Below are 21,860 nucleotides of genomic sequence, written 5' to 3' on the forward strand. Positions count from 1 at the left end.
CATATAATTCATAAACTTGACAGACCACAGACAAGGGTGTAGTTTTAAATCGATGTTAATAATAAAACGGTGCTGTATTTTTCATAGATGAGTTATGCCGTTCTTTTACTGCGGAAGAAGGGAGACGGAAATGTTAGCAAGATTTAATCAGTTTATAGAAAGGTGGATTTTCCTTGTTACACCAGTCTGTGTGATCCTGGGTGTGGTTTTCTCGGATATTACAATTCACGGAAATGTACTGGTTCCTTATGTATTTGCAGTTATGACGTTTATCGGAGCTTTAAAGTCCAGTTTTCAGGACATTGTTCATGTATTCCGGCATCCTCTGCCGCTGCTTCTGTCTATGGTATGTATTCATATCATTATGCCTGTTCTGGCATTCGGAGCGGGAAGTCTGTTTTTTTCAGACAATATCAATCTGATTACTGGAATGGTGCTGGAGTTTGCGGTGCCAAGCGCTGTAATTGCATTGATGTGGGTGACGATTTATAATGGCAGCAGCGCGTTATCGTTGTCTCTTGTCATTGTGGATACGGTGCTTGCGCCGTTTTTGATTCCATTGACACTTCGGGTGATAGTAGGAAGCAGAGTGCAGATCAATACATCCAGTATGATAGAGGAACTGCTGTTTATGATCGCGCTTCCTGCAGTCGCAGCTATGTGTCTGAACCAGTTCAGCAAAGGGAAAGTCAAGGAAACATGGCCGCCAAAGCTTGCTCCGGTTTCAAAAATTTGTCTGATGTTTATTCAGATTTGTAATTCTTCCAAGGCGGCGCCTTATATCCGGCATATGAACCGGGAACTGCTGGAGGTAATCTTTGCGATTTTGATTCTGGCAGCTTTTGGATATGCTCTTGGCTGGATTGCAGCAGTGCTGTTTAAACAGGATCGAAAAATGACGGTGTCTATGATGTTTGGTGTCGGCATGCGTAATATCAGTGCAGGAGCAGTGATTGCTTCTTCTTATTTTCCGGCAGAAGTAGTGTTTCCAGTCATTACTGCTACATTGTTTCAGCAGGTTCTGGCGGCTGTTTATGGAACGCTTTTTCATAGGATAAAAAAAGAAGCATCATAACAGCTGTATATATCTGCGAAGCAAAAGGATAGATGAAAGAAAAGACAGAGACTGAATTTATAAACGGCAGGAAAGCACTTTGAGCCTTTCCTGCCGTTTTATGATATCAATAAAGGATAGGATACAGATTTTAATTTTATTAAATGTCTAATGCGTTTCTGGCCAATGCCAGTGCGCCGCAGATGCCGGCATTGTCTCCTAATGCCGGATAAACAATATAATCTTTGATTTTATCCGTTGTAATTTCTTTTTTCTGAACATATCCGTTCAATGTTTCCTGAAGATATGTATGAATCATAGGAAATAATTGTTTTTGATGCATAACACCGCCCCCAAGAATGATTTTCTTAGGAGAAAGCGTTAAAATATAGACAGACAGTGCCTGGGCAATGTACCATGCTTCCAGATCCCAGGCAGGATGATCCTGCGGCAGTTCACTTCCTTTCACGCCCCATCTTGCTTCGATTGCCGGCCCGGCTGCTAATCCTTCAAAACATGTTCCATGATATGGACAATTCCCCTGATAGGAATCATCTTTTCTGACCCGCATTAAAATATGGCCCATTTCGGGATGAAGCAGACCATGTATAAGTTTTCCTTCACTGATCATACCGCCGCCGACACCGGTTCCGATGGTTAAATATAAAACACTGTTTAAACCTTTGGCAGCCCCAAAATATGATTCTCCTAAAGCAGCTCCATTGACATCAGTATCAAAACCAATTGGTAAATTCGGATAATGTTTCTGCAGCGTGCCGACAATATCGCGGTTTGCCCAGCCTGGTTTCGGAGTAGTAGTAATGAATCCGTAAGTTGGGCTTTCAATATCAGGATCGATTGGTCCAAAGCATCCCAGACCCAGGCTTTCTATATCTTTTCCATCAAAAAATTTAAAAATATTTGCAATAGTTCCTTCTGGTGTTGTTGTCGGAAAAGAAGCTCTTTCTAAAATATTTCCATTTTCATCTCCGACTGCAGTAATAAACTTTGTTCCACCTGCTTCGATAGCGCCTAGTTTCATTTATTTCTCCTTTTTCGTTTGATATTTTTCGTACAGGAATCCCATCTTGTGAAAAGATGGGATTCTTAAATACACTGTAGTCAGATTACAGTTTCAGATCCCAGATGGACGCCTGCAATTTGGCGTTTCCTTCTGCAAAAAACGTAATTCCCTGACTTTCTTCCTGTGTGTAGATTCTTGTTGTAAAAACTTCCAAACCGTCATTTACGAATATTTCAATACTGGAGGTATCAACAAATATTTGAAGTTTTAAATGATCTTCGTCAAAATCACATTGGCGGATCTGACCATATTCTTCGGCATACAGCCGGCCGGATTTTTCTCTGTTTAATACGAGCTTATTGGTTGTTTTATCCAAATAGAACAGAGTTTCTTCATTTTCGCCAGCACGAAGTTTGACCCCGGCTTTTTTGCATTTTAAATCTGTAAAAGTGCATTCCAGATTGTAAATTTTTCCGCAAAATCCATCAAAAGTCTTTTCTCCTGAAATTTCGGATGCTGCAGATCTTTGATTTTTTCGGATATTTTCAAGTTCTGCAGCAGGTTTCTGATAGAGTCTGCCATCGATAACCTGCAGTTCTCTTGGCAGTGTCAGACAGTGAGCCCATCCATTTTCATCCGTGATACAATCGACTCCAGGAAGACCGAACCATCCAACCAGAATTCTTCTTCCTTTTTCATCCAGTGTTGTCTGAGGCGCATAGAAATCAAATCCGCGGTCTAATTCCTGATATTCGTTTCCGGTGATTTCAGGATGTTTAAAGTCAATTTTATCTCCGATGACATATCCTGCCGGGAAGATATTCCGAAAATGATCTCCATCTGGCTTTTGACCCTGCGCACAAAAGATAAGGATGCCCTGATCGTTTAATTCAAAGTAGTCCGGGCATTCCAGCATAAAACCATTTACAGAAGGAATGTCTAAAGCCCCTTCATACTCCCAGTGAATAAGATCGGCAGAAGAGTAGTATGCCACCACTCCTTTGTTTTCTTTTGTTTCAGCTCCGATCAGACAATAATAAGTGTCATCCTGCTGGAAAACCTTGGGATCTCTGAAGTTGTCGGTATATTCTTTCGGTGAATCACAGATAAGAGGTTCTTCATGTTTGACAATATTCCCTTTTGAATCCATGACTGCCAGACATTGATAAGGGGTTCGAATCCAGTCTTTATCTCTGGTGTTTCCGGTATAAAATAAATAGAGCTGATCGCCTTTTACAAAACCGGTTCCGGAAAAGACACCATGGCTTTCATAATATTTTTCCGGAGATAATCCGATACCGCAGTCTTTCCAGTGTACGAGATCTTTGGAAGAAACATGATACCAATGTTTCAGTCCGTGCACTGGTCCAAGAGGAAACCATTGGTAAAAAAGATGATATTCACCCTGGAAAAAGGAAAAACCGTTGGGGTCATTCAATAGTCCTGTTTTTGGCTGAATATGGTATGTTTCCCTGTAAGGACAATGGTTTACTCTCTCAAGAAGTGAGTTATATTCAGTTTCACTAATATCATTTAATGTTCTGTATCTTTTTGATCTTGGCCATTCCATAAAACTATTTCCTCATATCATTAAATTTGTATGCTTTTTCTTCCGATTGTTTTTCCTAACAAAAAGGTTGCGATAAATGCGCTGATAATTGCGATAATAGCAGAAACCATAAATTGTATCATGCAGTCAGGTCTGATGCAGATAACACCGATAACACCGCAAGGCCCCTGAGAAACAGACAGCACTCTGACCAGGGTTGCATATGCGGCTCCAATACCGCCTCCGATCAATGCACCATAAAATGGATATCTGTATTTTAAGTTAACTCCAAAGATAGCAGGCTCCGTGATTCCAAGCAAAGCGGAAATACCAGACGCTGACGCCATACTTTTTACCTTTGCATCTTTTTTCATCAGGAACATAACAGCTAAAGCAGCAGCACCCTGAGCACAGTTTGCACAGGCAACAACCGCGAATGTCGGGGATCCTCCCAGAGTCTGGATGTTCGCCAAAATCTGTGTTTCTGCAGTAATCAGACTATGATGCATACCTGTGATGACCAGCAGTGGATAGGTTACGCCATAAATCAGTCCTCCTAAAGCACCTAAATCAAAGAATAACCACATAACTGCGTTTGTCATGGCATCACCGACGGTTCTCATGACCGGTCCGATAAACAAGAATGTCAAAGCTGCTGTAATCAGGACAGACAGTAATGGAGTGAGTATATTATCTAACATTGCAGGTACGATTTTACGCAGCCGTTTTTCGATCATAGATAAACAAAAAGCGGAAACAATGACCGGCAGCACAGTACCCTGATAACCTACTTTTGCAACAGGGAAACCGAAAATATGCCAGTATGGAACTGTTCCATCTAACAGTGCCTGGCCATAGCTATAGCCGTTTAACAGATCCGGATGAATCATGATTGCTCCGATAACCGCGCCTAAAATCGGGGTTCCGCCAAAAATTTTAGCGGCAGAAAATCCAATTAAAACCGGCAGGAAAGTAAAGCCGGCATTAGAAGCCAGATTGATCATATCAGCAATGTCCTTGATCTGGGGATATGCGTCGATCAGAGATTTTCCTGAAAAAAACATTCCTTCTGCAGTTAAGATGTTATTAATCCCCATTAATAAACCGGACGCTACAAGAGCAGGAAGGATGGGAACAAAGACATCGGCTAAAGTTTTTAATAATTTTTGAACAGGATTCATTTTTTTGGCTGCTTCCTGTTTTACTTCATCTTTGGTTGATTCGCTGATGTCTGCGATTTTTATAAATTCATCATAAACATTGTTAACAATGCCGGTTCCCAAAATAATCTGGAACTGTCCGCCATTGTTAAAATTGCCCTTAACAAGTTCAATCTTATCTAAAGAATCCAGATTAATCAATGATTCGTCTTTTAGAACTAATCGTAAACGGGTGGCGCAGTGAGCCGCGCTGATAATATTATCACCTCCCCCGACACAGTCTAAAATTTCTTTGGCTGTTTTTGCATATTTATCTGCCATAATGTATTATCCTCCTTTGTATCAGCAGTTATGTTACCGATCATGTTACCGGTAATGATACCGGTAACACAAGCGATATTTTATTCTATTTTCCTTAGGCTGTCAATATATTTTTTGATATTTACTTCATGAATTTGTTTGTGCTATATTAGTAATGTATTTTTATGGCGGGAGAAGATAATATGAATAAAAAGGTAACATTCAGTGATATAGCAAAATATACAAATGTTTCGAAAATGACGGTTTCAAGGTATTTTAATGATCCGGGCTCTCTGACACCCGAGACAAAAGGAAAGATTGAAAAAGCATTAAAAGAACTAAACTACAAATCGAATAAAGTTGCGAAAATACTGGCTAATGGAAGATCTGAATTTATTGGAATTATCATACCGGAACTTTTTTTTGACTACTATTCTCAGGTTTTGAATGAAATACTGACGACGTATAATGATTTTAATTACAAGTTTCTTGTTTTTGCCGGCAATCACGATCAGGAATTAGAAAAGAAATATATAGAAGAGCTTTTAGCGTATCAGGTGGAAGGGCTGATTATTTTAAGTTATACGCTTCCTTCAGAGGTGTTAAAAGAATATAATATTCCGATCGTTACGATAGAAAGAGAAGACCAGTATGTAACCAGCATCAATACAAATAACTATCTTGGTGCACAGCTTGCGGCGGAACATCTAATTCAGGATCAATGCGATATCCTGATTAATATCAATAGTTTTGTCAGGGAAAATGTTCCGGCGTATGACAGAATCAGAGGATTTGAAGATACGTGCCGTCAGAATCAGATCCCCTGCAAAATCATACAGAAAAACTTTAAAAATGATTATGATGTAACTTATGAATTGCTGGACAGTGTTTATCAGCATTTAGAATCTGAATATTCGAATAAAAGAAAAGGTGTCTTTCTTTCCAATGACAATTATGCGAATATCTTTTTAAATATTTTAATCAAAAATAAGAAACAAATACCAGAAGAATATGAAATCATTGGCTTTGATAATACAATTTCAAAAGAATCCATCATTCCGATCACAACAGTCGCGCAGAATATTCAAAAAATAGCACGTTCGGCCGTTGAAGAATTGAAGGAGCAGATAGAATCAAAAGATTCAGAAAAAAAATCAGAAATTCGGCATGTTATCATTGATCCCCAGCTGATCATAAGAGGGACCACAGGAAAGAATTCATATACTGCAGAATAGGCAGGGAGAAACTCTTTTCAAAAAACCGATGACCCTGGGGAAGCAGGATCATCGGTCTTTTAGATTCTGAGATAACAGCGTAAGGAACCGTTTCAGAACTGGATGGTCGTAATCATGCCGGTAATATGCTCCGAAAGAGATGGTCGGGAGATCTGTAACAGGAACATAACACAGGCCTTCTTCCCGGGCAGATGGCAGATCAAGGTATAAAGTATATCCAAGCTGTGCTTTCACAAGAGTCATGGCGCTTTCGATGCTCTCAGTAATAAAACGCTGTTCCGGAGCCAGATTAACAAGTACGCTGCTTTGAATTGTAAAAATAGAGTCAGGAATCTGGCGGGGAGAACAGGCGATCAGATTTGCCTTCAGCTGATCTTTTGTCAGGGCTTTATATTGGGCTAAAGGATGCTCAGGAGAGCAGATACATGCAATGGGAGCTTTGTAAAGTTCTTTAAAAGATAAAGAAGAACTGGTCTGTCCCCCTTTGGTTCCCAGAGTCACATGGATCTGATTATTTTCCACCATACTTATAATGGAAGGAAAAGGAACCAGATGGATGGACGGCCGCAGCAGCGGAAATTCTGCGGAGAGCTGTTTCAAAATTGGAGGAAGAAGATTCAGTTCCATATGATTGTGACATCCAAGCTCAAAAGGAATGAAATGTTCGTATCTGCCCAGCCGTTCTTTGGCGGATAGAGCGGTCTTTAAGATCAGCTGTGCGTCAGCGAGGAATAAAATTCCTTCCTGAGTCAGGGAAACATTCCGGCTGGTTCGGTTAAATAGCTTTACATCCAATTCTTCTTCCAGAGTCTGAATCTGATGGCTGACCGCAGGCTGTGTAATTCTGAGGACCTGGGATGCTTTAGAAAAGTTCAGGTGCTCTGCAACGGTAATAAAACATTCTAATTGTACTGTATTCATATCGCAATCATCCTTTACAAGCAGTTTTAATCATAAACAATAAAAAGACTTGATAGATTATAACATGTATGTATTGAGTTTTCAACTGTCCTGTAAATAAAGAAAACACGCGGATTCCCGGATATTAATAAAAACTTTTTATAGATTATAATTATTTTGAATTTTACATTCGTACAGATAGGCACTAAAATCTTTTATGGATAGATGATTAGGCAGCGAACAGTTTCAACCTGAACAAATCGAAGGAAAAAACTTGAGGGAGGTGCTTATAAGGATGACAGAAGATTTCAGAACAGAAGAGTTGCTTTTCATGATGAAAAAGATCAGTCTGGATCTGACTGCGCAGATGGAACAGAAGCTGAAAAGCAAGGACATCAGCGGCGTCCAGGCATATTTCATGGTGTATATATTAAGGCATCATCCGGAAGGTACGTATCTTACAGAATTAAGCCATGAAATAGGGTTATCTAAATCAACGCTGTCTGCATTGATTAAAAAACTAAAAGAAAAAAACTACATTTGTCTCCAGGAAAATCCGAAGGACGGCAGAAGGAAAAAGGTGGTTCCAACGGCAAAGCTTAAGAAAAAAGGTGATAAACTCATGGAAAAAGCCAGTCAGATGGAATCCGAGATCTGCAGCGTTCTTAATCAGCAGGAAAAAATGCAGCTATGGGATCTGGAGCAAAGGCTCCTTGCACAATTAAACAAAATGGAGCAGACAAAAACAAAAAATGATGGGAGGTTTATGTACCGTGAGAAAAATTTTACAACAGCTGAAACAATATAAGCGGGAGACCTTTCTATGTATCGGTCTGACCGCACTGGAAGTGGTCATGGAAATTTTAATGCCATTTGTCACTGCAATCATCATCGATAAAGGGCTGCAGGCCGGCAACCTGTCCGCTGTTTATCGTTTTGGGGCGCTTATAGTTGTCATGTCATTTCTCAGTCTGACATTTGGAGCGCTGGCAGGAAAGAACGCAGCCGGTGCAGCAGCAGGTTTATCAGCCAATCTGCGTGAGGCAATTTATTCCAATATCCAGACATTTTCATTTTCCAATATCGATAAATTCAGTGTGCCGGGTCTGGTAACACGTATGACAACCGATATTACCAACGTACAGAACGCATTTATGATGTCAATTCGTGTGGCAGTTCGTTCACCGCTGACGTTGATCTTCAGTTTTATTATGTGTATGATCATCAGTCCTCATTTAAGTGCAATGTTTTTGATCGCTATTGCATTCCTGATTGTCGTAATCGGAACGATCATGGTTGTAACACTGAAAATTTTCAGCCAGGTGTTCCGCAGATATGATGACCTGAATGCAAGCGTTCAGGAAAATGTATCCGCGATCCGTGTAGTAAAGGCGTTTGTCCGTGAAGATTATGAAAATGTGAAGTTTTCCAAAGCTTCTAAAATGCTGTATGATCTCTCTGTAAAAGCAGAAGGACTTCTGGCATTTAATAGTCCGGCAATGATGATTGCGGTTTATTTCTGTATTATTTCCGTTTCATGGTTCGGAGCTCAGTTCATTGTGGGCGGATCCATGACGACTGGAGATCTGACCAGCTTATTTAGTTATATTATGTCACTTCTGATGAGTTTGATGATGCTTTCCATGGTCGTTGTAATGATCAGTATGTCTCTGGCAAGCATTCGCCGTATCAGTGAAGTATTAAGTGAGACTCCGGACCTGACAGATCCGGAAAATCCAGTGACAGAAGTTGCCAATGGACAGATCGATTTCAACCATGTGAATTTCTCTTACAAACATGGAAGCGGAAAAAACGCATTATCTGATATTGATCTGCATATTAAGAGCGGAGAAACGATAGGTGTTATCGGCGGTACCGGCTCAGGAAAGAGCAGCCTGGTGAATCTGATCTGCCGTCTGTACGATGTAGATGATGGTTCTGTCTGTGTCGGAGGCGTAGATGTACGAAAATATGATACAGAAGTTTTGAGAAACCAGGTATCCGTAGTTCTTCAGAAAAATACGCTGTTTTCCGGAAGTATTCTGGATAACCTTCGCTGGGGAAATCCGGATGCCACAGATGAAGAGTGCATCGAGGCATGCAAGGCTGCATGTGCGGATGAATTTATTGACCGTATGCCCAATGGCTACAATACGAAAATTGAGCGTGGCGGAGCCAATGTATCCGGAGGACAGAAACAGCGTCTGTGCATTGCCCGTGCTTTGCTGAAAAAACCAAAAGTCCTGATTCTGGATGATTCTACCAGTGCGGTTGATACGGCAACAGATGCCAGCATCCGGGCTGCTTTTGCAAAAGAGATTCCTGGAACAACGAAGATTATCATCGCACAGCGTGTTTCCAGTGTAGAATCCGCAGACAGAATTCTTGTATTAGACGAAGGAAAAGTAAACGCATTTGATACTCACGAGAATCTGCTGAAAAATAATACGATTTATCAGGAAATCTATAATTCACAGCTTGAAGGCAGCGGCGATTTTGACCAGCCGTCATAGATTCAAAGGAAGGAGGAAAACTGATTCATGAAAAAAAGAAAAACAAAGGCTCAGTTTAGTTCAGCTTCTAAAATAATTAAACGAGTCATTAAATATATGCTTCATTATTATAAAATACCATTTTTGCTTGTTGTTGTTTTTATTTTGATTACAGCGATTGCAACGGTTGTTGGTGCAACGTTCCCGCAGACATTGGTGGATGATTATATTACACCGATGCTTGCCAGCGGCTCAAAAGATTTCAGCGGTCTGGCTTCAGATTTATTCCGATTAGCCTGTATCATGGGAACTGGTGTTATTACAGCTTTTGCATATAACCGAATTATGGTTAATGTCAGTCAGGGAACCATGCGGCATTTAAGAGACGACTTGTTCCGCCGTATGGAGGCACTGCCGATCAAGTATTTTGATACCCACGCTCATGGTGACATCATGTCTGTTTACACCAATGACGTTGATACATTAAGACAGCTGTTAAGTCAGAGTATTCCACAGATCATTAACGCTGTAATTACGATGACGGCAACACTGATCACAATGATTTTACTGAATCCGTTTTTGACGATTCTTTCTATTATAACCGCATTTGTTATGTTGACGGTTACAAAGAATTTCTCCAGTATATCCGGAAGATATTATGTACATCAGCAGATTGATCTTGGAAAAGTTGATGGATTTATCGAGGAAATGCTGGATGGACAGAAAGTTGTAAAAGTCTTCTGCCATGAGGAAGCAGCAAAGGCAGACTTTCACAAAGTAAATGAAAGATTAAGAAACAGTACCAACAAGGCAAGCAGCTATGCGAACCTTCTGATGCCGGTCAATGCCAATATCGGCTGGATCAGTTATGCGCTGATGGCAATCCTCGGAGCCATTCTCGGAATCAACGGATGGGCAGGAGTTACCATCGGAACGGTTGTTACATTTGTTGGATTAAACAAGAGTTTTACAAACCCGATCACGCAGGTCAGCCAGCAGATCAACTTCGTTGTCAATGCGGCAGCCGGTGCTCAGCGTGTCTTTGATCTGATGGATCAGAAACCGGAGCTGGATGAAGGATATGTTGAACTCGTCAATGCGAAAGAGGATGAAAACGGCCAGCTGGTAGAAAGCGATGTCAGAACAAATCTCTGGGCATGGAAACATCCTCACAAAGCAGATGGAACTGTAACCTATAAGAAAGTAGAAGGAAGCGTTGTCTTAGATGACGTAGACTTTGGATATACAGAGGATAAAATTGTCCTGCATAATATTAGCCTCTGGGCGAAATCTGGACAGAAAATTGCCTTTGTAGGAGCGACAGGAGCAGGCAAGACAACGATCACGAACCTGATCAACCGTTTCTATGATATCGCAGATGGAAAAATCCGTTATGACGGAATCAACATCAATAAGATTAAGAAAGCAGATCTGAGACGTTCTCTGGGAATCGTACTGCAGGATACTCATCTGTTTACCGGAACTGTTATGGATAATATCCGCTATGGTAAACTGGATGCGACAGATGAAGACTGTATCAATGCGGCAAAACTTGCCAATGCGGACGGATTTATCCGCCGTCTGCCAGATGGATATAACACGATGCTGACCGGAGACGGAGCAAACTTAAGTCAGGGACAGAGACAGCTGCTTGCCATTGCCCGTGCGGCAGTTGCGGATCCGCCGGCTCTGATCCTGGATGAAGCGACTTCTTCCATCGATACCCGTACAGAGAAACTGGTACAGGAAGGTATGGATGCACTGATGAAAGGCCGTACAACATTTGTTATCGCCCATCGTCTGTCTACTGTTAAAAATTCTGACTGTATCATGGTTATGGAACAGGGACGCATCATCGAGAGAGGAACTCATGATGAACTGATTGAAGCAAAAGGAAAGTATTATCAGTTATATACTGGAAACTTTGCAGAATAAAATATGGAAAAGAAATTCCCGGAAATGCCGAAAGCAGCATTCCCGGGAATTTTTATATATGAATGTGGAATTCATTTTGTACTTTTTCCAGAAATTTTTCACAGGCTTTTGAAAAAACATGGTACTTTTTCCATACAAGATTCAGATGTGCTTCGAGACGCGGCTCAAGCGGTTTAAAGCAAAGTTCACTGTTTCCAGTTGTGTTAACTAATTTATCCAGACATAAGGCGTATCCTAATCCTTCAGCAACCAGCAGGGAAGCATTATAAACAAGATTATAGGTAGCAACAATATTGAGCTGATCAAAATCATGTCTGCCCCATCCGGAAAATTCATTGCTGATCATGGACTGATGGGATGTGATCAGGGGAACTTCTTTTAAATGACGGATTTCAATATGATCCAGACGAGCCAGCGGACTGTCTTTTCTCATGAGCACTCCCCATGTGTCTGCAGCAGGAAGACGGAGATAATCATATTTTTCCATGTTGGCTGGCTCAATAAAGATACCAAAATCAAGAAGCCCTTTGTCCAGACGTTCTGCTACATCATCTGCGTTGCCGCTGAACAGGTGATATTTGATAAGAGGATAATCTTCCTGCAGTTTCCTGGCGGCTCTTGCGATCAGGCGCATGGCATCGGTCTCTCCGCCGCCAATATAAATATCTCCGCTGATAATCTCATCCGCAGTGTGGAATTCTGCTTCTGTTTTGTCTGCAAGAGTTACGATTTCTTCTGCCCGCTGACGAAGAAGCATTCCTTCGTCAGTTAAAGTGATCTTTCGATTCTTTTTACCGCGGTTCAGCAGCCGGACGCCCAGTTCTTCTTCCAGTTCCTTCATTTGTCTTGAGAGAGTCGGCTGCGTGATATGTAAATATTCTGCGGCTGCAGAGATGCTTTCTTCACGAACGACCGCAAGAAAATATTTTAAAACCCGGATTTCCATAAACAAACCTCCCATGTGCCTTTATCATTTTAATGACCTTAATTCACCTTATAATTTAGTATAGCAAAAAAAGAAATGCCCGAAAAGCATATAATTTCATTTTATATAAGTATTTGATAATGAAAGAAATGAATATTATAGTGGAAGTAGAAAATGACTACAAACCAAAAGTGAAAAAGAAGGGAGAATGATGAATATGGATCGACAGATGCTGGAAGGTAAAGTTGCGATTGTAACAGGAGCAAGCTACGGAATGGGACAGACCATTGCGGAACTTTTCGCAGAAGAAGGAGCGTCCGTTGTGCTGACTGCCAGAGGACAGGAAAAATTAGATGCAGTTGTGGAAGGAATCCGTGCAAAAGGGCAGAATGCGGTTGGTGTTGTGGCAGATGTATGTTCCACAGAGGATACGAAGAAGGTGTTTGAGACAGCAGTGAAAGAGTTCGGACATCTGGATATTCTTGTCAACAATGCCGGTATCGGAGAGCAGAAAATGATCGATGAAACGGATGACGAATGGATGATGTATGTCATGAATACAAATCTGGGAGGACCAATGCGCTATATCAGAGAAGCGTTGAAGATTTTTCTTCCGCAAAATGACGGGGTGATCATCAATGTATCTTCTGTCAATGGAACCCGGCCTTTCTGTGGAGCGACGTATACTTCCACAAAAGGCGCATTGAATACTCTGACGAAAAATGTTGCCATGCGCCTGGTAGATACGAATATCCGATGCAATGCCATTGCGCCGGGAGCAACGATCACGCCGGCACATCTTGCAAACAAAGCAGGAGAACAGCCTGGAGGAGACAAAATGCTGCAGTACAGCGGACATTATGTTTATTTCCCGGGACCTGAATGTGAAGCGATCGATCAGGCATATGCATGTCTGTATCTTGCCAGCAAGATGGGGAAAGCAGTCCGTGGACAGGTTCTTCAGGTCTGCAACGGTGCATTTCTGTAAGATCTGATCAAGTGGTGCGCAGATAGAAATGGAGGATATCCATGAGAAAAATAGTATTATCTATCATAATGGCGCTGTTATTAACGGCCGGGGCAGCAGGATGTGCAAGGACTGAAACCTCAGAGGAAAAAGAAAGTTCTGTGTCAGAGGAAAATCAGGGAACAGAAGAGCAGACAGAAAATGAAACAAATGGACTCGCTGCATCCGATGGGGCGGAAATGCAGACAGAAGATCCTGAGATGCCTACGAGAGTCATAGAAGACGGTACAAAAATAAATATGTATTTTGGCGATACCGTGGTGCCGGGTATTCTAAATGACAGTGAGACAGCACAGGCGCTGATTGAAATGCTGCCTTATACGGTGCATATGAACCGGTATTCTCATGATTTCTGCGGGGTTATGGATGATCCGTTGCCGTATAAAGAGGAAGATGTGCATTATGGATGGCTGAACGGAGATATTGATTTTGCGACCGATGCGGATTACTTTACGATTTTGTTTGAGGATGAGGAATCGTCTGAACAATACGGATATCAGGTGAATATAGGAGTTATTGACTGTCCATTGGAAAACATCAGCAAACTGACTGGCAGTTATGATGTGCGGATTGAATTAGCGGAAGAATAAAAATGTAAAATTGATGGATTTACCCGGAGAAACGAGCGGATTTGTCTGATCGTTTCTCCGGGCTGCCTATTGACGAAAAGAAATGGAAGAGTTAAGATATGCAAGGCAAAATCGAAAGATTGAAGAAAGGGGATATGACGTTGAAAAAAGGCAAATTTGAGATTGACATGTGCAATGGGTCAATCATGGATAAATTGATTTCCTTTGCTCTTCCATTGATGGCTTCCAGTATTCTTCAGCTGATGTTCAATGCGGTGGATATTATTGTAGTAGGAAGATTCAGCGGAAGGCAGGCACTGGCAGCGGTAGGATCAACCACTGCGCTGATTAATATTTTTACGAATCTGTTTATCGGAATTTCTCTTGGAGCTAATGTTCTGGCAGCAGGATATTTTGCTTCTGGAAAGAAAAAGGAAATGTCGGAAGCGGTACATACGGCAATAGGATTTGCTTTGATCAGCGGAATCTGTATGGCGTTCGTAGGAGTTGCGGCGTCTCATCTTGCGCTTCAGATGATGGATACACCTGCGGATGTGATCGGGCAGTCCACAACCTATATGAGAATCTATTTTATGGGAATGCCTTTTTTTATGCTCTATAATTATGGAGCGGCTGTGTTAAGAGCAGTAGGAGATACAAAAAGACCGCTGCTTTTTCTGATCGTGGCCGGAGCAGCCAACGTAGGCCTGGATCTTCTGCTGGTTATCGTAATTCCTCTGGATGTGGCAGGAGTAGCGATTGGAACGGTGGCATCACAGATGGTTTCCTGTATACTGGTTCTGTGGTGCCTTCACAGGACAGAGAGCAGTTATCAGCTGCGCTTTTCCAGACTGTCAGTAAAATGGATTTATCTGAAACGAATTTTTCAGGTGGGAGTTCCTGCGGGAATCCAGAGTACGGTGATCAATTTTTCCAATGCGATGCTGCAGTCATCAGTGAATTCTTTTGGGGCAACTGCTATGGCGGGATATACAGCGACTAACAATATTCTGGGATTTCTATATGTTGCAGTCAATGCGATTACGCAGGCGTGTATGAGTTTTACCAGCCAGAATTACAGTGTTGGGAAGCAGAAACGAATGGACCGGGTCTTTCTGGACTGTGTGATCTTGTCTGTTGCAGTTGGCGGTGTTTTAGGCATTGGAGCCTATATGTTCGGACCGCAGCTTTTAAGGATTTATACTTCCGATGGAAATGTAATTCAATGCGGAATGGAGATTTTATCGATCACGACCATATTATACTGTCTGTGCGGGATCATGGATCTGATTCCAGGAGCCATGCGTGGAATGGGACATTCTGCGGTGCCGATGGTCTTATCTGTGATCGGAACAGTAGGGACAAGGATTGTATGGATTTATGGATTTTTCCCGCATCACAGATCATTATATTTTCTTTTTATTTCTTATCCGGGGTCCTGGGTCTTTACGATTATCATGCAGGCGGTCTGTTTTTATTTTGTTCGGAAAAAATGCAGGATTCAGTCAGATAGAAATGGGAAATGAAGATAAAATAAGAGGAGAAGCTTTGATCATAAAAGCTTCTCCTCTTTGTCTTCTATAAGTCTTTTCCAGTCAGTAATTTGTATGCCTGAAGATATTTGTCGATCGTTTTATCTACAATATCCTGAGGCAGTTTCCAGTCATGTTCATTTTCTTTTAACCAGTCACGGGCAAACTGTTTATCGAAAGACGGCTGTCCATGACCCGGCTCATAGCTGTCTGCCGGCCAGAAACGGGAGCTGTCAGGAGTCAGCATCTCATCTCCGAGAATGATATTTCCATCTTCATCCAGACCAAACTCGAATTTTGTATCTGCGATGATGATTCCATGTTCTAAAGCGTAATCTGCGCATTTTTTATATAAAGCGATCGTGTAGTCACGGAGTTTTTCCGCATATTCTTTTCCTTTTCCAGGGAATTCTTTCTCCAGAACGTCAATGCTCTGCTCGAAAGAAATATTTTCATCATGATCTCCGATTTCAGCTTTTGTTGATGGAGTATAAATTGGTTCCGGCAGTTTGTCGGATTCTTTCAAACCTTCTGGAAGTTTGATGCCGCATACGGTGCCGTTTTCCTGATAGCTCTTCCAGCCGCTTCCTGTGATATATCCGCGGACGATGCATTCGATTGGAAGCATCTTCAATTTGCGGCACATCATGCTGTTTCCGTCAAATTTTTCCTGCTGGAAGTATTCCGGCATATCTTTTACGTCAACAGAAATCATATGGTTTGGCACGATGTCTTCTGTCATATCAAACCAGAACTTGGACATCTGAGTCAGAACAGTTCCTTTTTTTGTAACGTCATTTTTTAAAATCACATCAAAACAGCTGATACGATCTGTAGCAACCATGATCAGGCTGTCGCCGTTATCATAGATCTCACGTACTTTACCTTCTTTGATCGGTTTTAATTCTTCCATTATTATTACCTCGCTTATCCAGTGTTAAAAAGTTATAGGAAATCAGAATTCCTTTCTCTATATAATATACGGTAAAACGAGGAAAAAATAAAGACCGGATTTGCATTCAGTAAAAACCTGTTGTATATACGGCAAACCAATCAGAAATTCTCAGAAAAAGGATTGGGGGAATTTTTTGAGACGAAAGGGAAAGTTTCTTTGGGCGGTGATGGAAAACTGCTGCACCTACGAGATCTCCTTTTATTGAAATTGATTTTGAAAAGAAAAAGAAACGTGGTATCATAGAATATAAAGCTGAAAAAATGAGGTGATAATTTATGAAAGCAGTCAGCATCATATCCAAGGGCAGTTATCACATTGGAGGGAAAAAAGTAACCATTGAAGGAAGCGCTCCGATTGAGACCAGATTCTGGCCGGGCGGACCTCCGGTAACGTATGATCCCAACGGCGATTTTCAGGCTGGTCAGATGTATGTTCAGTATACAAGACTGGAACATCCGGTCGTGCCATATCCGGTCTGTATGATCCATGGCGGCGGAGCTACCGGCGCATTGTGGGAGAGCACCCAGGACGGAAGACCGGGATGGGAATTTCGGTTTCTGCAGAACGGATTTAACGTTAATGTTTCCGATGGAGTGGAGAGAGGGCGTTCCTCCTGGGCGCAGTTTCCGGAGATCAACGAGGGACTGCCTATGTTTAACAGCTACGGCGAACGGTGGACTACCTACCGGCTGGGACCAAAACCGGGAGTTCCCTATGAGGGAAGCCGCTTTGATTACAGCAGATATGATCAGTTTATGAAGCAGCATGTGCCGAGATGGACCACATCCAATGCTATGGTTCAGGCGGCGTACGATGAGTATTTTGCCAGCATGAAAGAGGGAATGATCGTGCTTGCCCACAGCCAGGGCGGATTGTTTTCTCTGGAAGCAGCGCTTAAAAATGCGGAAAATATAAAGGGAATCATCATGCTGGAAAGTTCTTCTGATCTGGATGTCGATAAGGTGGATGTATCTGTTTTTCGAGACATTCCATTCTTGTTTGTATATGGTGACTTTCTGGGAGAAGAATACTGTATTGATGGTTATAAATGGCCTGGCGCTTTTGCCTGGGAAGGCAGCATGCGAAATCTTCATCACAGACTTCTGGAAATGGGTGGAGACAGCACCTGGATGTCATTGCCTGAGCTTGGCATTTACGGTAATACCCATGCGCTGATGATGGAAGACAACAGTTATGAAATTGCTGATCTGATCTGTGACTGGATCAAGGAACATGTAAAAGCATAATAAAGGAGAGTCAGAACATGGACTACAGAAGCAGCAGAATCATAACAAGTGTTATGAACAGAGAGAAGATTAAGATTGCATATCTTGCAAAGCAATTTCATGTTTCAGAGAGAGTGGTTCGAAAGCTGGTTCGTGAATTAAATGAGGAATTGAAAGAGCAGGGTCTTCCTTCATTAAAAATTGACAGTAAAGGTGTAGTCGATTTTGAAGAAAGAAATCAGTGTCTCCATGAAAATCTGAAAAAATTTCTGAATCATGTGGATTTTTACATTTACCGGTTAAATTCTTCAGAGCGCAAAACCATTTGTGCAATGATCCTGATGAACAGCGAAGGTTATGTGACAGCGGCAGAATTATCAGAGCGTCTTGAGATCAGCAGAAATACAGCCATAGCGGATCTCAACGAATTAAAAGACTGGTTCTCTTCTAATCAGATGGAGTTAAGTTCACAAGTTCAGAAAGGATACAAAGTCAAAGGGAAAGAAGACAATATCCGGAATGGAATCCTGAAGTTAATCGAACTGAATCCGGATTATTCCAATTATGAAAACGGTGAGGTCTGGGATGTCTTTAATCATCTTCTGCTCCAGGGACTGGAATATGAAAAAAGGATGCCGGTCATTCAGAAAATTGTGTCCGAAGAAGAAGGACATTATAATTTTTATTTCTCAGATTTCTCTTTTATGGAGACCGTATTTGAAATACTGATCCTGGTAAAACGATTATCGAAAGGAAAGGTTATGGAAGACATGGATGAATCCATAAAAAGAAGTTCCAAATACCCTTTTAGTGAAGGAATTCTTGATCGGACAGGAGAGGCTTTTTCCATAGAGATTCCGGAATCAGAAAAGAAAAAGTTTGTCCAGTGTCTTCGGAGAAAAAGTTATCTGAAAAGCAGCACAAAAAATGTGGATGAAATTGCGCTTCCGGTTATTATCGGGGAAGCAATCTATCATATTTCAGAAAGTTTTAATATCAGCTTTTATCTGGACTTTGGCCTGTATGATGTATTGGTGGACCATATGAAATCTGCCATTTACCGGGCCAGATCCGGAGAATATCTGAGAAATCCTTTTGGAAGTGAAATTGAGACAAAGTATCCTGAAGTGTTTCGCGTGGTAGACGAATGTGTTAAGCCATTGGAAAAATATATAGGAAAACAGTTTCAGAAAGATGAGATTTCATTTCTGGCAATGTATTTTGCCTCTATGATCGAAAAACAGAAAATGGAGCAGACAAAAGAGCAGAAAGTTCCGGTCATGCTGGTCGGAGCCATGGGAAGAGGAACCATGAAACTTTTTGAAACAGAGATGGAACACTTTGATGATATTCTTGAAATTGTGGAAATACGATCTTCTCATGAAAATACCGAGATCAGCCATAAAAACATTCGTATGATCATATCCATGGTTCCTTATCATTCTGAAGGAATCCCCTGTGTTAAAATCAGCGGCCCGATTTTGAAAAAGGATGAAATTTATGACATCCGTATGACGGCCATGGATGTTCTGGAAGAGATGCAGAGAGAGAGGGCATTTCCAGAACAGGAAACAAAAGATCTTACGTTGAAAAAAGAAGGGGAATCTTTCCTGAAAGAAGACGGTATTTTGCTGAATGCAGAGGCAGAAAACTGGGAGGAGGCAGTGCGGATTTCCGGAAGACTTCTTTACAGGACCGGAATGGTGAAAGAATCTTATATTGAAGCAATGGTAGATACCATACGCGAAAACGGGGATTATGTTGTGATTTATCCGGATCTTGCAATTCCTCATGCGGAAGCGGAAAAAGGCGCGGTTAAAGAAGGAATCAGTTTTGTAAGGTTAAAGAAACCTGTCTGCTTTTTAGATCATAAGGATAAATCAGTTACTTATGTTATCGGATTAAGTGTACTAAATGCAGACAGTATCAATGATATATTGTATAACCTTGTCAAAATGTTCAGCAATGATGCATTCAAAGAAAAATTAAATGCAATCAAAACAGAAAAAGAAATGTATGAGCTGATCCGGGACAAGATTTAGAAAGAGGAAGTTATGTGCGGGAGATATTATGAAGATGAAAAAAGCATCCGGTCACTGAAGACATTTGCAAATCATTTGGAAGAGGAAGAAGCAGGCTGGCAGGAACGTGATGTGACGCCGGCGCAGACAGCTGTCGTATTATGCCGTGAAAACGATCATATCGCAGGCCGCCGCATGCTATGGGGATTTCCGGGATTCCATGGGAAGGGGTGCATCATCAATGCCAGAGCGGAAAGCGCAGTAGAAAAGAAAATGTTTCGGGACAGTGTGCTGCACAGAAGATGTGTGATCGCGGCAAAGGGATTTTACGAATGGTCCAAAGCCAGAGAGAAATACACCTTTGAGCGGAAGGATTCCGATGTACTGTTTCTGGCAGGCTGCTTCAAAATGCAGGAAGGGCAGGAATGCTTTGTGATTCTGACGACCCAGGCCAATGCGTCTGTGGAACCGGTTCATGACCGGATGCCGCTGATTCTGGAACGGGAAGAAGTGGAAACATGGATCCTGGATGATAAGGCGGCAGAGTATTTGCTGCACAAAACGCCGATTCTGCTGGAACGCAGCACAGAATATGAACAGCTGAGTTTCTTTTAAGCAAAGGAAGGATGAAGAAAAGCAAAAATAGTTTTGATGTTTATCATTTGGATATAAAAAAAGGACACCGCATTCCCCGCCTCCTAATAAGAAAACATGAGCAAGTCCAGTAAAATCAATGTTTTCAGAGGCAAGGAACACGATGTGAAGTCAAAAATTTAATACTGGCAGGACAAAGGGTGCTGATATGAAATGTCAGCACCCTTTTCCTGTCCCAAACGCCATAGGTAACACAAACCTGTGGCGTTTTTTTATGCCCTGCTGGGGGCACCCAAAACTGTATGAAAACGGGTGGGAAATCCCCTGTTTTTTCGCCTGTGGGCGGCGCAAACGAAGCCGCCCATATTCTTTCCCTCATGGGAGGCCGGACGGTGATACAGGGGCGCAAAACCACCGAAACGAACACTTTTCAAAACCGAAGGAAGGAGGTATCCAACATGGCGGTATTCCGCATTGAGAAAACCCGCGACTACACGGTGATGTCCAACCACCACCTGCGGGACAAGTCGCTCTCGCTGAAAGCGAAGGGCCTTCTCTCCCTCATGCTCTCCTTGCCGGAGGAATGGGACTATACCACCAAGGGGCTGGCTCGGATCTGCAAAGATGGCGTTGACAGCATCTGCGCCGGGGTGCGGGAGCTGGAGGAACACGGCTATGTGATCCGCCAGCGGGTCCGCAACGCAAACGGTCAGCTCGGCGCCATCGAGTACACGATTCTGGAGCAGCCCAGACCGCCGGAACCTAAACCGGGAAAACCTGAACGGGATAATCCAGTCTTGGATAATCCTGAACAGGCTTTACCTGTCTTGGCAGAACCTGAACAGGAAAACCCCGCACAATTAAATACTAAAGAATCAAGTAAAGATAAATCAAAAAAAGATTTATCAAGTACGGAAGGATCAAATCCTATCCTATCAAGCCCCCAAACCCCCAGGGGCTCGGATAGGGCCGGACGGGATTGGATGCGGGAGCGAGAGAGCTATCGGGAATTGATTTTGGAGAACATCGAGTATGACATCCTCGTACAGAATGAGCGCCTGGACCGTGACCGTCTGGATGAACTGGTGGAGCTCATGGTGGACACGGTCTGCTCCCACCGAGAGATGATCCGCATTGCCGGAGACGACTATCCGGCGGAGGTGGTCAAATCCCGGTTCCTGAAGCTGAACAGTTCCCATATCGAGTATGTGCTGGACCGTATGCGGGAGAACACCACCTATGTCCGTAACATCAAGAAATATCTGCTGGCTGCCCTGTATAACGCTCCGGCCACTATTGACAGCTACTACACTTCCCTGGTGAGCCACGATATGTACGGCAGCGGAGAACGGAGGTGATGTG

Annotated in this window: 18 protein-coding genes; 12 read left to right on the top strand and 6 right to left on the bottom strand. The window is 42.3% G+C overall.

All coding sequences use genetic code 11. From position 1 onward, the window contains the following. Window positions 1-130 precede the first annotated feature (130 nt). On the top strand, window positions 131-1,075 hold the full coding sequence (locus tag JMF81_RS00420) for a bile acid:sodium symporter family protein (RefSeq protein ID WP_201309550.1): 945 nt from the start codon (window positions 131-133) through the stop codon (window positions 1,073-1,075). 139 nt (window positions 1,076-1,214) lie between these two features. Here the strand turns inward: JMF81_RS00420 and JMF81_RS00425 are convergent, their stop codons facing one another. From JMF81_RS00425 to JMF81_RS00435, 3 genes are all read right to left on the bottom strand, one after another. Then, window positions 1,215-2,096 (bottom strand): ROK family protein, encoded by an 882-nt coding sequence (locus JMF81_RS00425; protein WP_201309551.1) that lies wholly within the window; start codon window positions 2,094-2,096, stop codon window positions 1,215-1,217. Window positions 2,097-2,181: 85 nt separating this feature from the next. After that, window positions 2,182-3,648: a glycoside hydrolase family 32 protein gene (locus tag JMF81_RS00430; protein ID WP_201309552.1), complete on the bottom strand. Its 1,467-nt coding sequence runs from the start codon at window positions 3,646-3,648 to the stop codon at window positions 2,182-2,184. A gap of 20 nt (window positions 3,649-3,668) precedes the next feature. Then, window positions 3,669-5,108 carry a sucrose-specific PTS transporter subunit IIBC gene (locus JMF81_RS00435; protein ID WP_201309553.1) on the bottom strand — a complete coding sequence of 480 codons (1,440 nt, stop codon included), beginning with the start codon at window positions 5,106-5,108 and terminating at the stop codon, window positions 3,669-3,671. 182 nt (window positions 5,109-5,290) lie between these two features. On the opposite strand from JMF81_RS00435, the gene JMF81_RS00440 reads away from it, so the two are divergent. Next, on the top strand, window positions 5,291-6,322 hold the full coding sequence (locus tag JMF81_RS00440; protein WP_201309554.1) for a LacI family DNA-binding transcriptional regulator: 1,032 nt from the start codon (window positions 5,291-5,293) through the stop codon (window positions 6,320-6,322). 48 nt (window positions 6,323-6,370) lie between these two features. On the opposite strand, the gene JMF81_RS00445 is transcribed toward JMF81_RS00440, so the two are convergent. Continuing rightward, window positions 6,371-7,243, bottom strand: a complete 873-nt coding sequence (locus JMF81_RS00445; RefSeq protein WP_201309555.1) for a LysR family transcriptional regulator — start codon at window positions 7,241-7,243, stop codon at window positions 6,371-6,373. Window positions 7,244-7,517: 274 nt separating this feature from the next. Between JMF81_RS00445 and JMF81_RS00450 the strand changes: the two genes are divergently transcribed. From JMF81_RS00450 to JMF81_RS00460, 3 genes are read left to right on the top strand one after another with little or no spacing between them, the layout of a single operon-like run. After that, complete coding sequence (locus JMF81_RS00450; protein ID WP_201309556.1) at window positions 7,518-8,030, top strand: MarR family winged helix-turn-helix transcriptional regulator; 513 nt, start codon at window positions 7,518-7,520, stop codon at window positions 8,028-8,030. Continuing rightward, entirely contained in the window at window positions 7,978-9,735 is a 1,758-nt protein-coding gene (locus tag JMF81_RS00455) for an ABC transporter ATP-binding protein (protein ID WP_378171644.1), read from the top strand. Before JMF81_RS00450 ends, JMF81_RS00455 begins: the two co-directional genes overlap by 53 nt. Window positions 9,736-9,762: 27 nt before the next feature. Beyond that, complete coding sequence (locus JMF81_RS00460; RefSeq protein ID WP_201309558.1) at window positions 9,763-11,649, top strand: ABC transporter ATP-binding protein; 1,887 nt, start codon at window positions 9,763-9,765, stop codon at window positions 11,647-11,649. A 52-nt stretch (window positions 11,650-11,701) separates the two neighbouring features. Here JMF81_RS00460 and JMF81_RS00465 read toward each other — a convergent pair whose 3' ends face one another. Then, window positions 11,702-12,595, bottom strand: coding sequence for a LysR family transcriptional regulator (locus JMF81_RS00465; protein ID WP_201309559.1), 894 nt, complete (start codon window positions 12,593-12,595; stop codon window positions 11,702-11,704). Between the two features lie 196 nt (window positions 12,596-12,791). Between JMF81_RS00465 and JMF81_RS00470 the strand changes: the two genes are divergently transcribed. From JMF81_RS00470 to JMF81_RS00480, 3 genes are all read left to right on the top strand, one after another. After that, window positions 12,792-13,562 carry an SDR family NAD(P)-dependent oxidoreductase gene (locus JMF81_RS00470; protein WP_201309560.1) on the top strand — a complete coding sequence of 257 codons (771 nt, stop codon included), beginning with the start codon at window positions 12,792-12,794 and terminating at the stop codon, window positions 13,560-13,562. 41 nt (window positions 13,563-13,603) lie between these two features. Next, entirely contained in the window at window positions 13,604-14,191 is a 588-nt protein-coding gene (locus JMF81_RS00475) for a cyclophilin-like fold protein (protein ID WP_201309561.1), read from the top strand. 134 nt (window positions 14,192-14,325) lie between these two features. Further along, complete coding sequence (locus JMF81_RS00480; protein ID WP_243282494.1) at window positions 14,326-15,696, top strand: MATE family efflux transporter; 1,371 nt, start codon at window positions 14,326-14,328, stop codon at window positions 15,694-15,696. Between the two features lie 52 nt (window positions 15,697-15,748). Here JMF81_RS00480 and JMF81_RS00485 read toward each other — a convergent pair whose 3' ends face one another. Then, a complete protein-coding gene (locus JMF81_RS00485; protein ID WP_201309563.1) occupies window positions 15,749-16,615 on the bottom strand; it encodes a phosphoribosylaminoimidazolesuccinocarboxamide synthase in 867 nt (288 codons plus the stop codon). Window positions 16,616-16,932: 317 nt separating this feature from the next. On the opposite strand from JMF81_RS00485, the gene JMF81_RS00490 reads away from it, so the two are divergent. The 4 genes from JMF81_RS00490 (at window position 16,933) to JMF81_RS00505 (ending at window position 21,856) form a co-directional block, all read left to right on the top strand. Continuing rightward, window positions 16,933-17,904, top strand: coding sequence for an alpha/beta hydrolase family protein (locus JMF81_RS00490; RefSeq protein ID WP_201309564.1), 972 nt, complete (start codon window positions 16,933-16,935; stop codon window positions 17,902-17,904). A 17-nt stretch (window positions 17,905-17,921) separates the two neighbouring features. Continuing rightward, window positions 17,922-19,925 carry a BglG family transcription antiterminator gene (locus JMF81_RS00495; protein WP_201309565.1) on the top strand — a complete coding sequence of 668 codons (2,004 nt, stop codon included), beginning with the start codon at window positions 17,922-17,924 and terminating at the stop codon, window positions 19,923-19,925. Window positions 19,926-19,937: 12 nt separating this feature from the next. Next, the gene (locus JMF81_RS00500; protein ID WP_201309566.1) at window positions 19,938-20,519 is read left to right on the top strand and encodes an SOS response-associated peptidase; all 582 of its coding nucleotides are present in this window, start codon (window positions 19,938-19,940) and stop codon (window positions 20,517-20,519) included. 437 nt (window positions 20,520-20,956) lie between these two features. Continuing rightward, window positions 20,957-21,856 (top strand): DUF6017 domain-containing protein, encoded by a 900-nt coding sequence (locus tag JMF81_RS00505; RefSeq protein WP_201309590.1) that lies wholly within the window; start codon window positions 20,957-20,959, stop codon window positions 21,854-21,856. Window positions 21,857-21,860: the final 4 nt, after the last annotated feature.

The sequence above is a fragment of the Anaerostipes butyraticus genome (genome assembly GCF_016586355.1).
GTDB lineage: Bacteria > Bacillota > Clostridia > Lachnospirales > Lachnospiraceae > Anaerostipes > Anaerostipes butyraticus.

Bases quoted from the DNA above. Each gene is read 5' to 3' on its own strand.
- JMF81_RS00455 (WP_378171644.1), top strand. From the start codon at position 7,978: ATGGGAGGTTTATGTACCGTGAGAAAAATTTTACAACAGCTGAAACAA.
- JMF81_RS00465 (WP_201309559.1), bottom strand. From the start codon at position 12,595: ATGGAAATCCGGGTTTTAAAATATTTTCTTGCGGTCGTTCGTGAAGAA.
- JMF81_RS00500 (WP_201309566.1), top strand. From the start codon at position 19,938: ATGTGCGGGAGATATTATGAAGATGAAAAAAGCATCCGGTCACTGAAG.
- JMF81_RS00435 (WP_201309553.1), bottom strand. From the start codon at position 5,108: ATGGCAGATAAATATGCAAAAACAGCCAAAGAAATTTTAGACTGTGTC.
- JMF81_RS00495 (WP_201309565.1), top strand. From the start codon at position 17,922: ATGGACTACAGAAGCAGCAGAATCATAACAAGTGTTATGAACAGAGAG.
- JMF81_RS00425 (WP_201309551.1), bottom strand. From the start codon at position 2,096: ATGAAACTAGGCGCTATCGAAGCAGGTGGAACAAAGTTTATTACTGCA.
- JMF81_RS00430 (WP_201309552.1), bottom strand. From the start codon at position 3,648: ATGGAATGGCCAAGATCAAAAAGATACAGAACATTAAATGATATTAGT.
- JMF81_RS00475 (WP_201309561.1), top strand. From the start codon at position 13,604: ATGAGAAAAATAGTATTATCTATCATAATGGCGCTGTTATTAACGGCC.
- JMF81_RS00470 (WP_201309560.1), top strand. From the start codon at position 12,792: ATGGATCGACAGATGCTGGAAGGTAAAGTTGCGATTGTAACAGGAGCA.
- JMF81_RS00460 (WP_201309558.1), top strand. From the start codon at position 9,763: ATGAAAAAAAGAAAAACAAAGGCTCAGTTTAGTTCAGCTTCTAAAATA.
- JMF81_RS00480 (WP_243282494.1), top strand. From the start codon at position 14,326: ATGACGTTGAAAAAAGGCAAATTTGAGATTGACATGTGCAATGGGTCA.
- JMF81_RS00485 (WP_201309563.1), bottom strand. From the start codon at position 16,615: ATGGAAGAATTAAAACCGATCAAAGAAGGTAAAGTACGTGAGATCTAT.
- JMF81_RS00505 (WP_201309590.1), top strand. From the start codon at position 20,957: ATGGCGGTATTCCGCATTGAGAAAACCCGCGACTACACGGTGATGTCC.
- JMF81_RS00450 (WP_201309556.1), top strand. From the start codon at position 7,518: ATGACAGAAGATTTCAGAACAGAAGAGTTGCTTTTCATGATGAAAAAG.
- JMF81_RS00445 (WP_201309555.1), bottom strand. From the start codon at position 7,243: ATGAATACAGTACAATTAGAATGTTTTATTACCGTTGCAGAGCACCTG.
- JMF81_RS00490 (WP_201309564.1), top strand. From the start codon at position 16,933: ATGAAAGCAGTCAGCATCATATCCAAGGGCAGTTATCACATTGGAGGG.
- JMF81_RS00420 (WP_201309550.1), top strand. From the start codon at position 131: ATGTTAGCAAGATTTAATCAGTTTATAGAAAGGTGGATTTTCCTTGTT.
- JMF81_RS00440 (WP_201309554.1), top strand. From the start codon at position 5,291: ATGAATAAAAAGGTAACATTCAGTGATATAGCAAAATATACAAATGTT.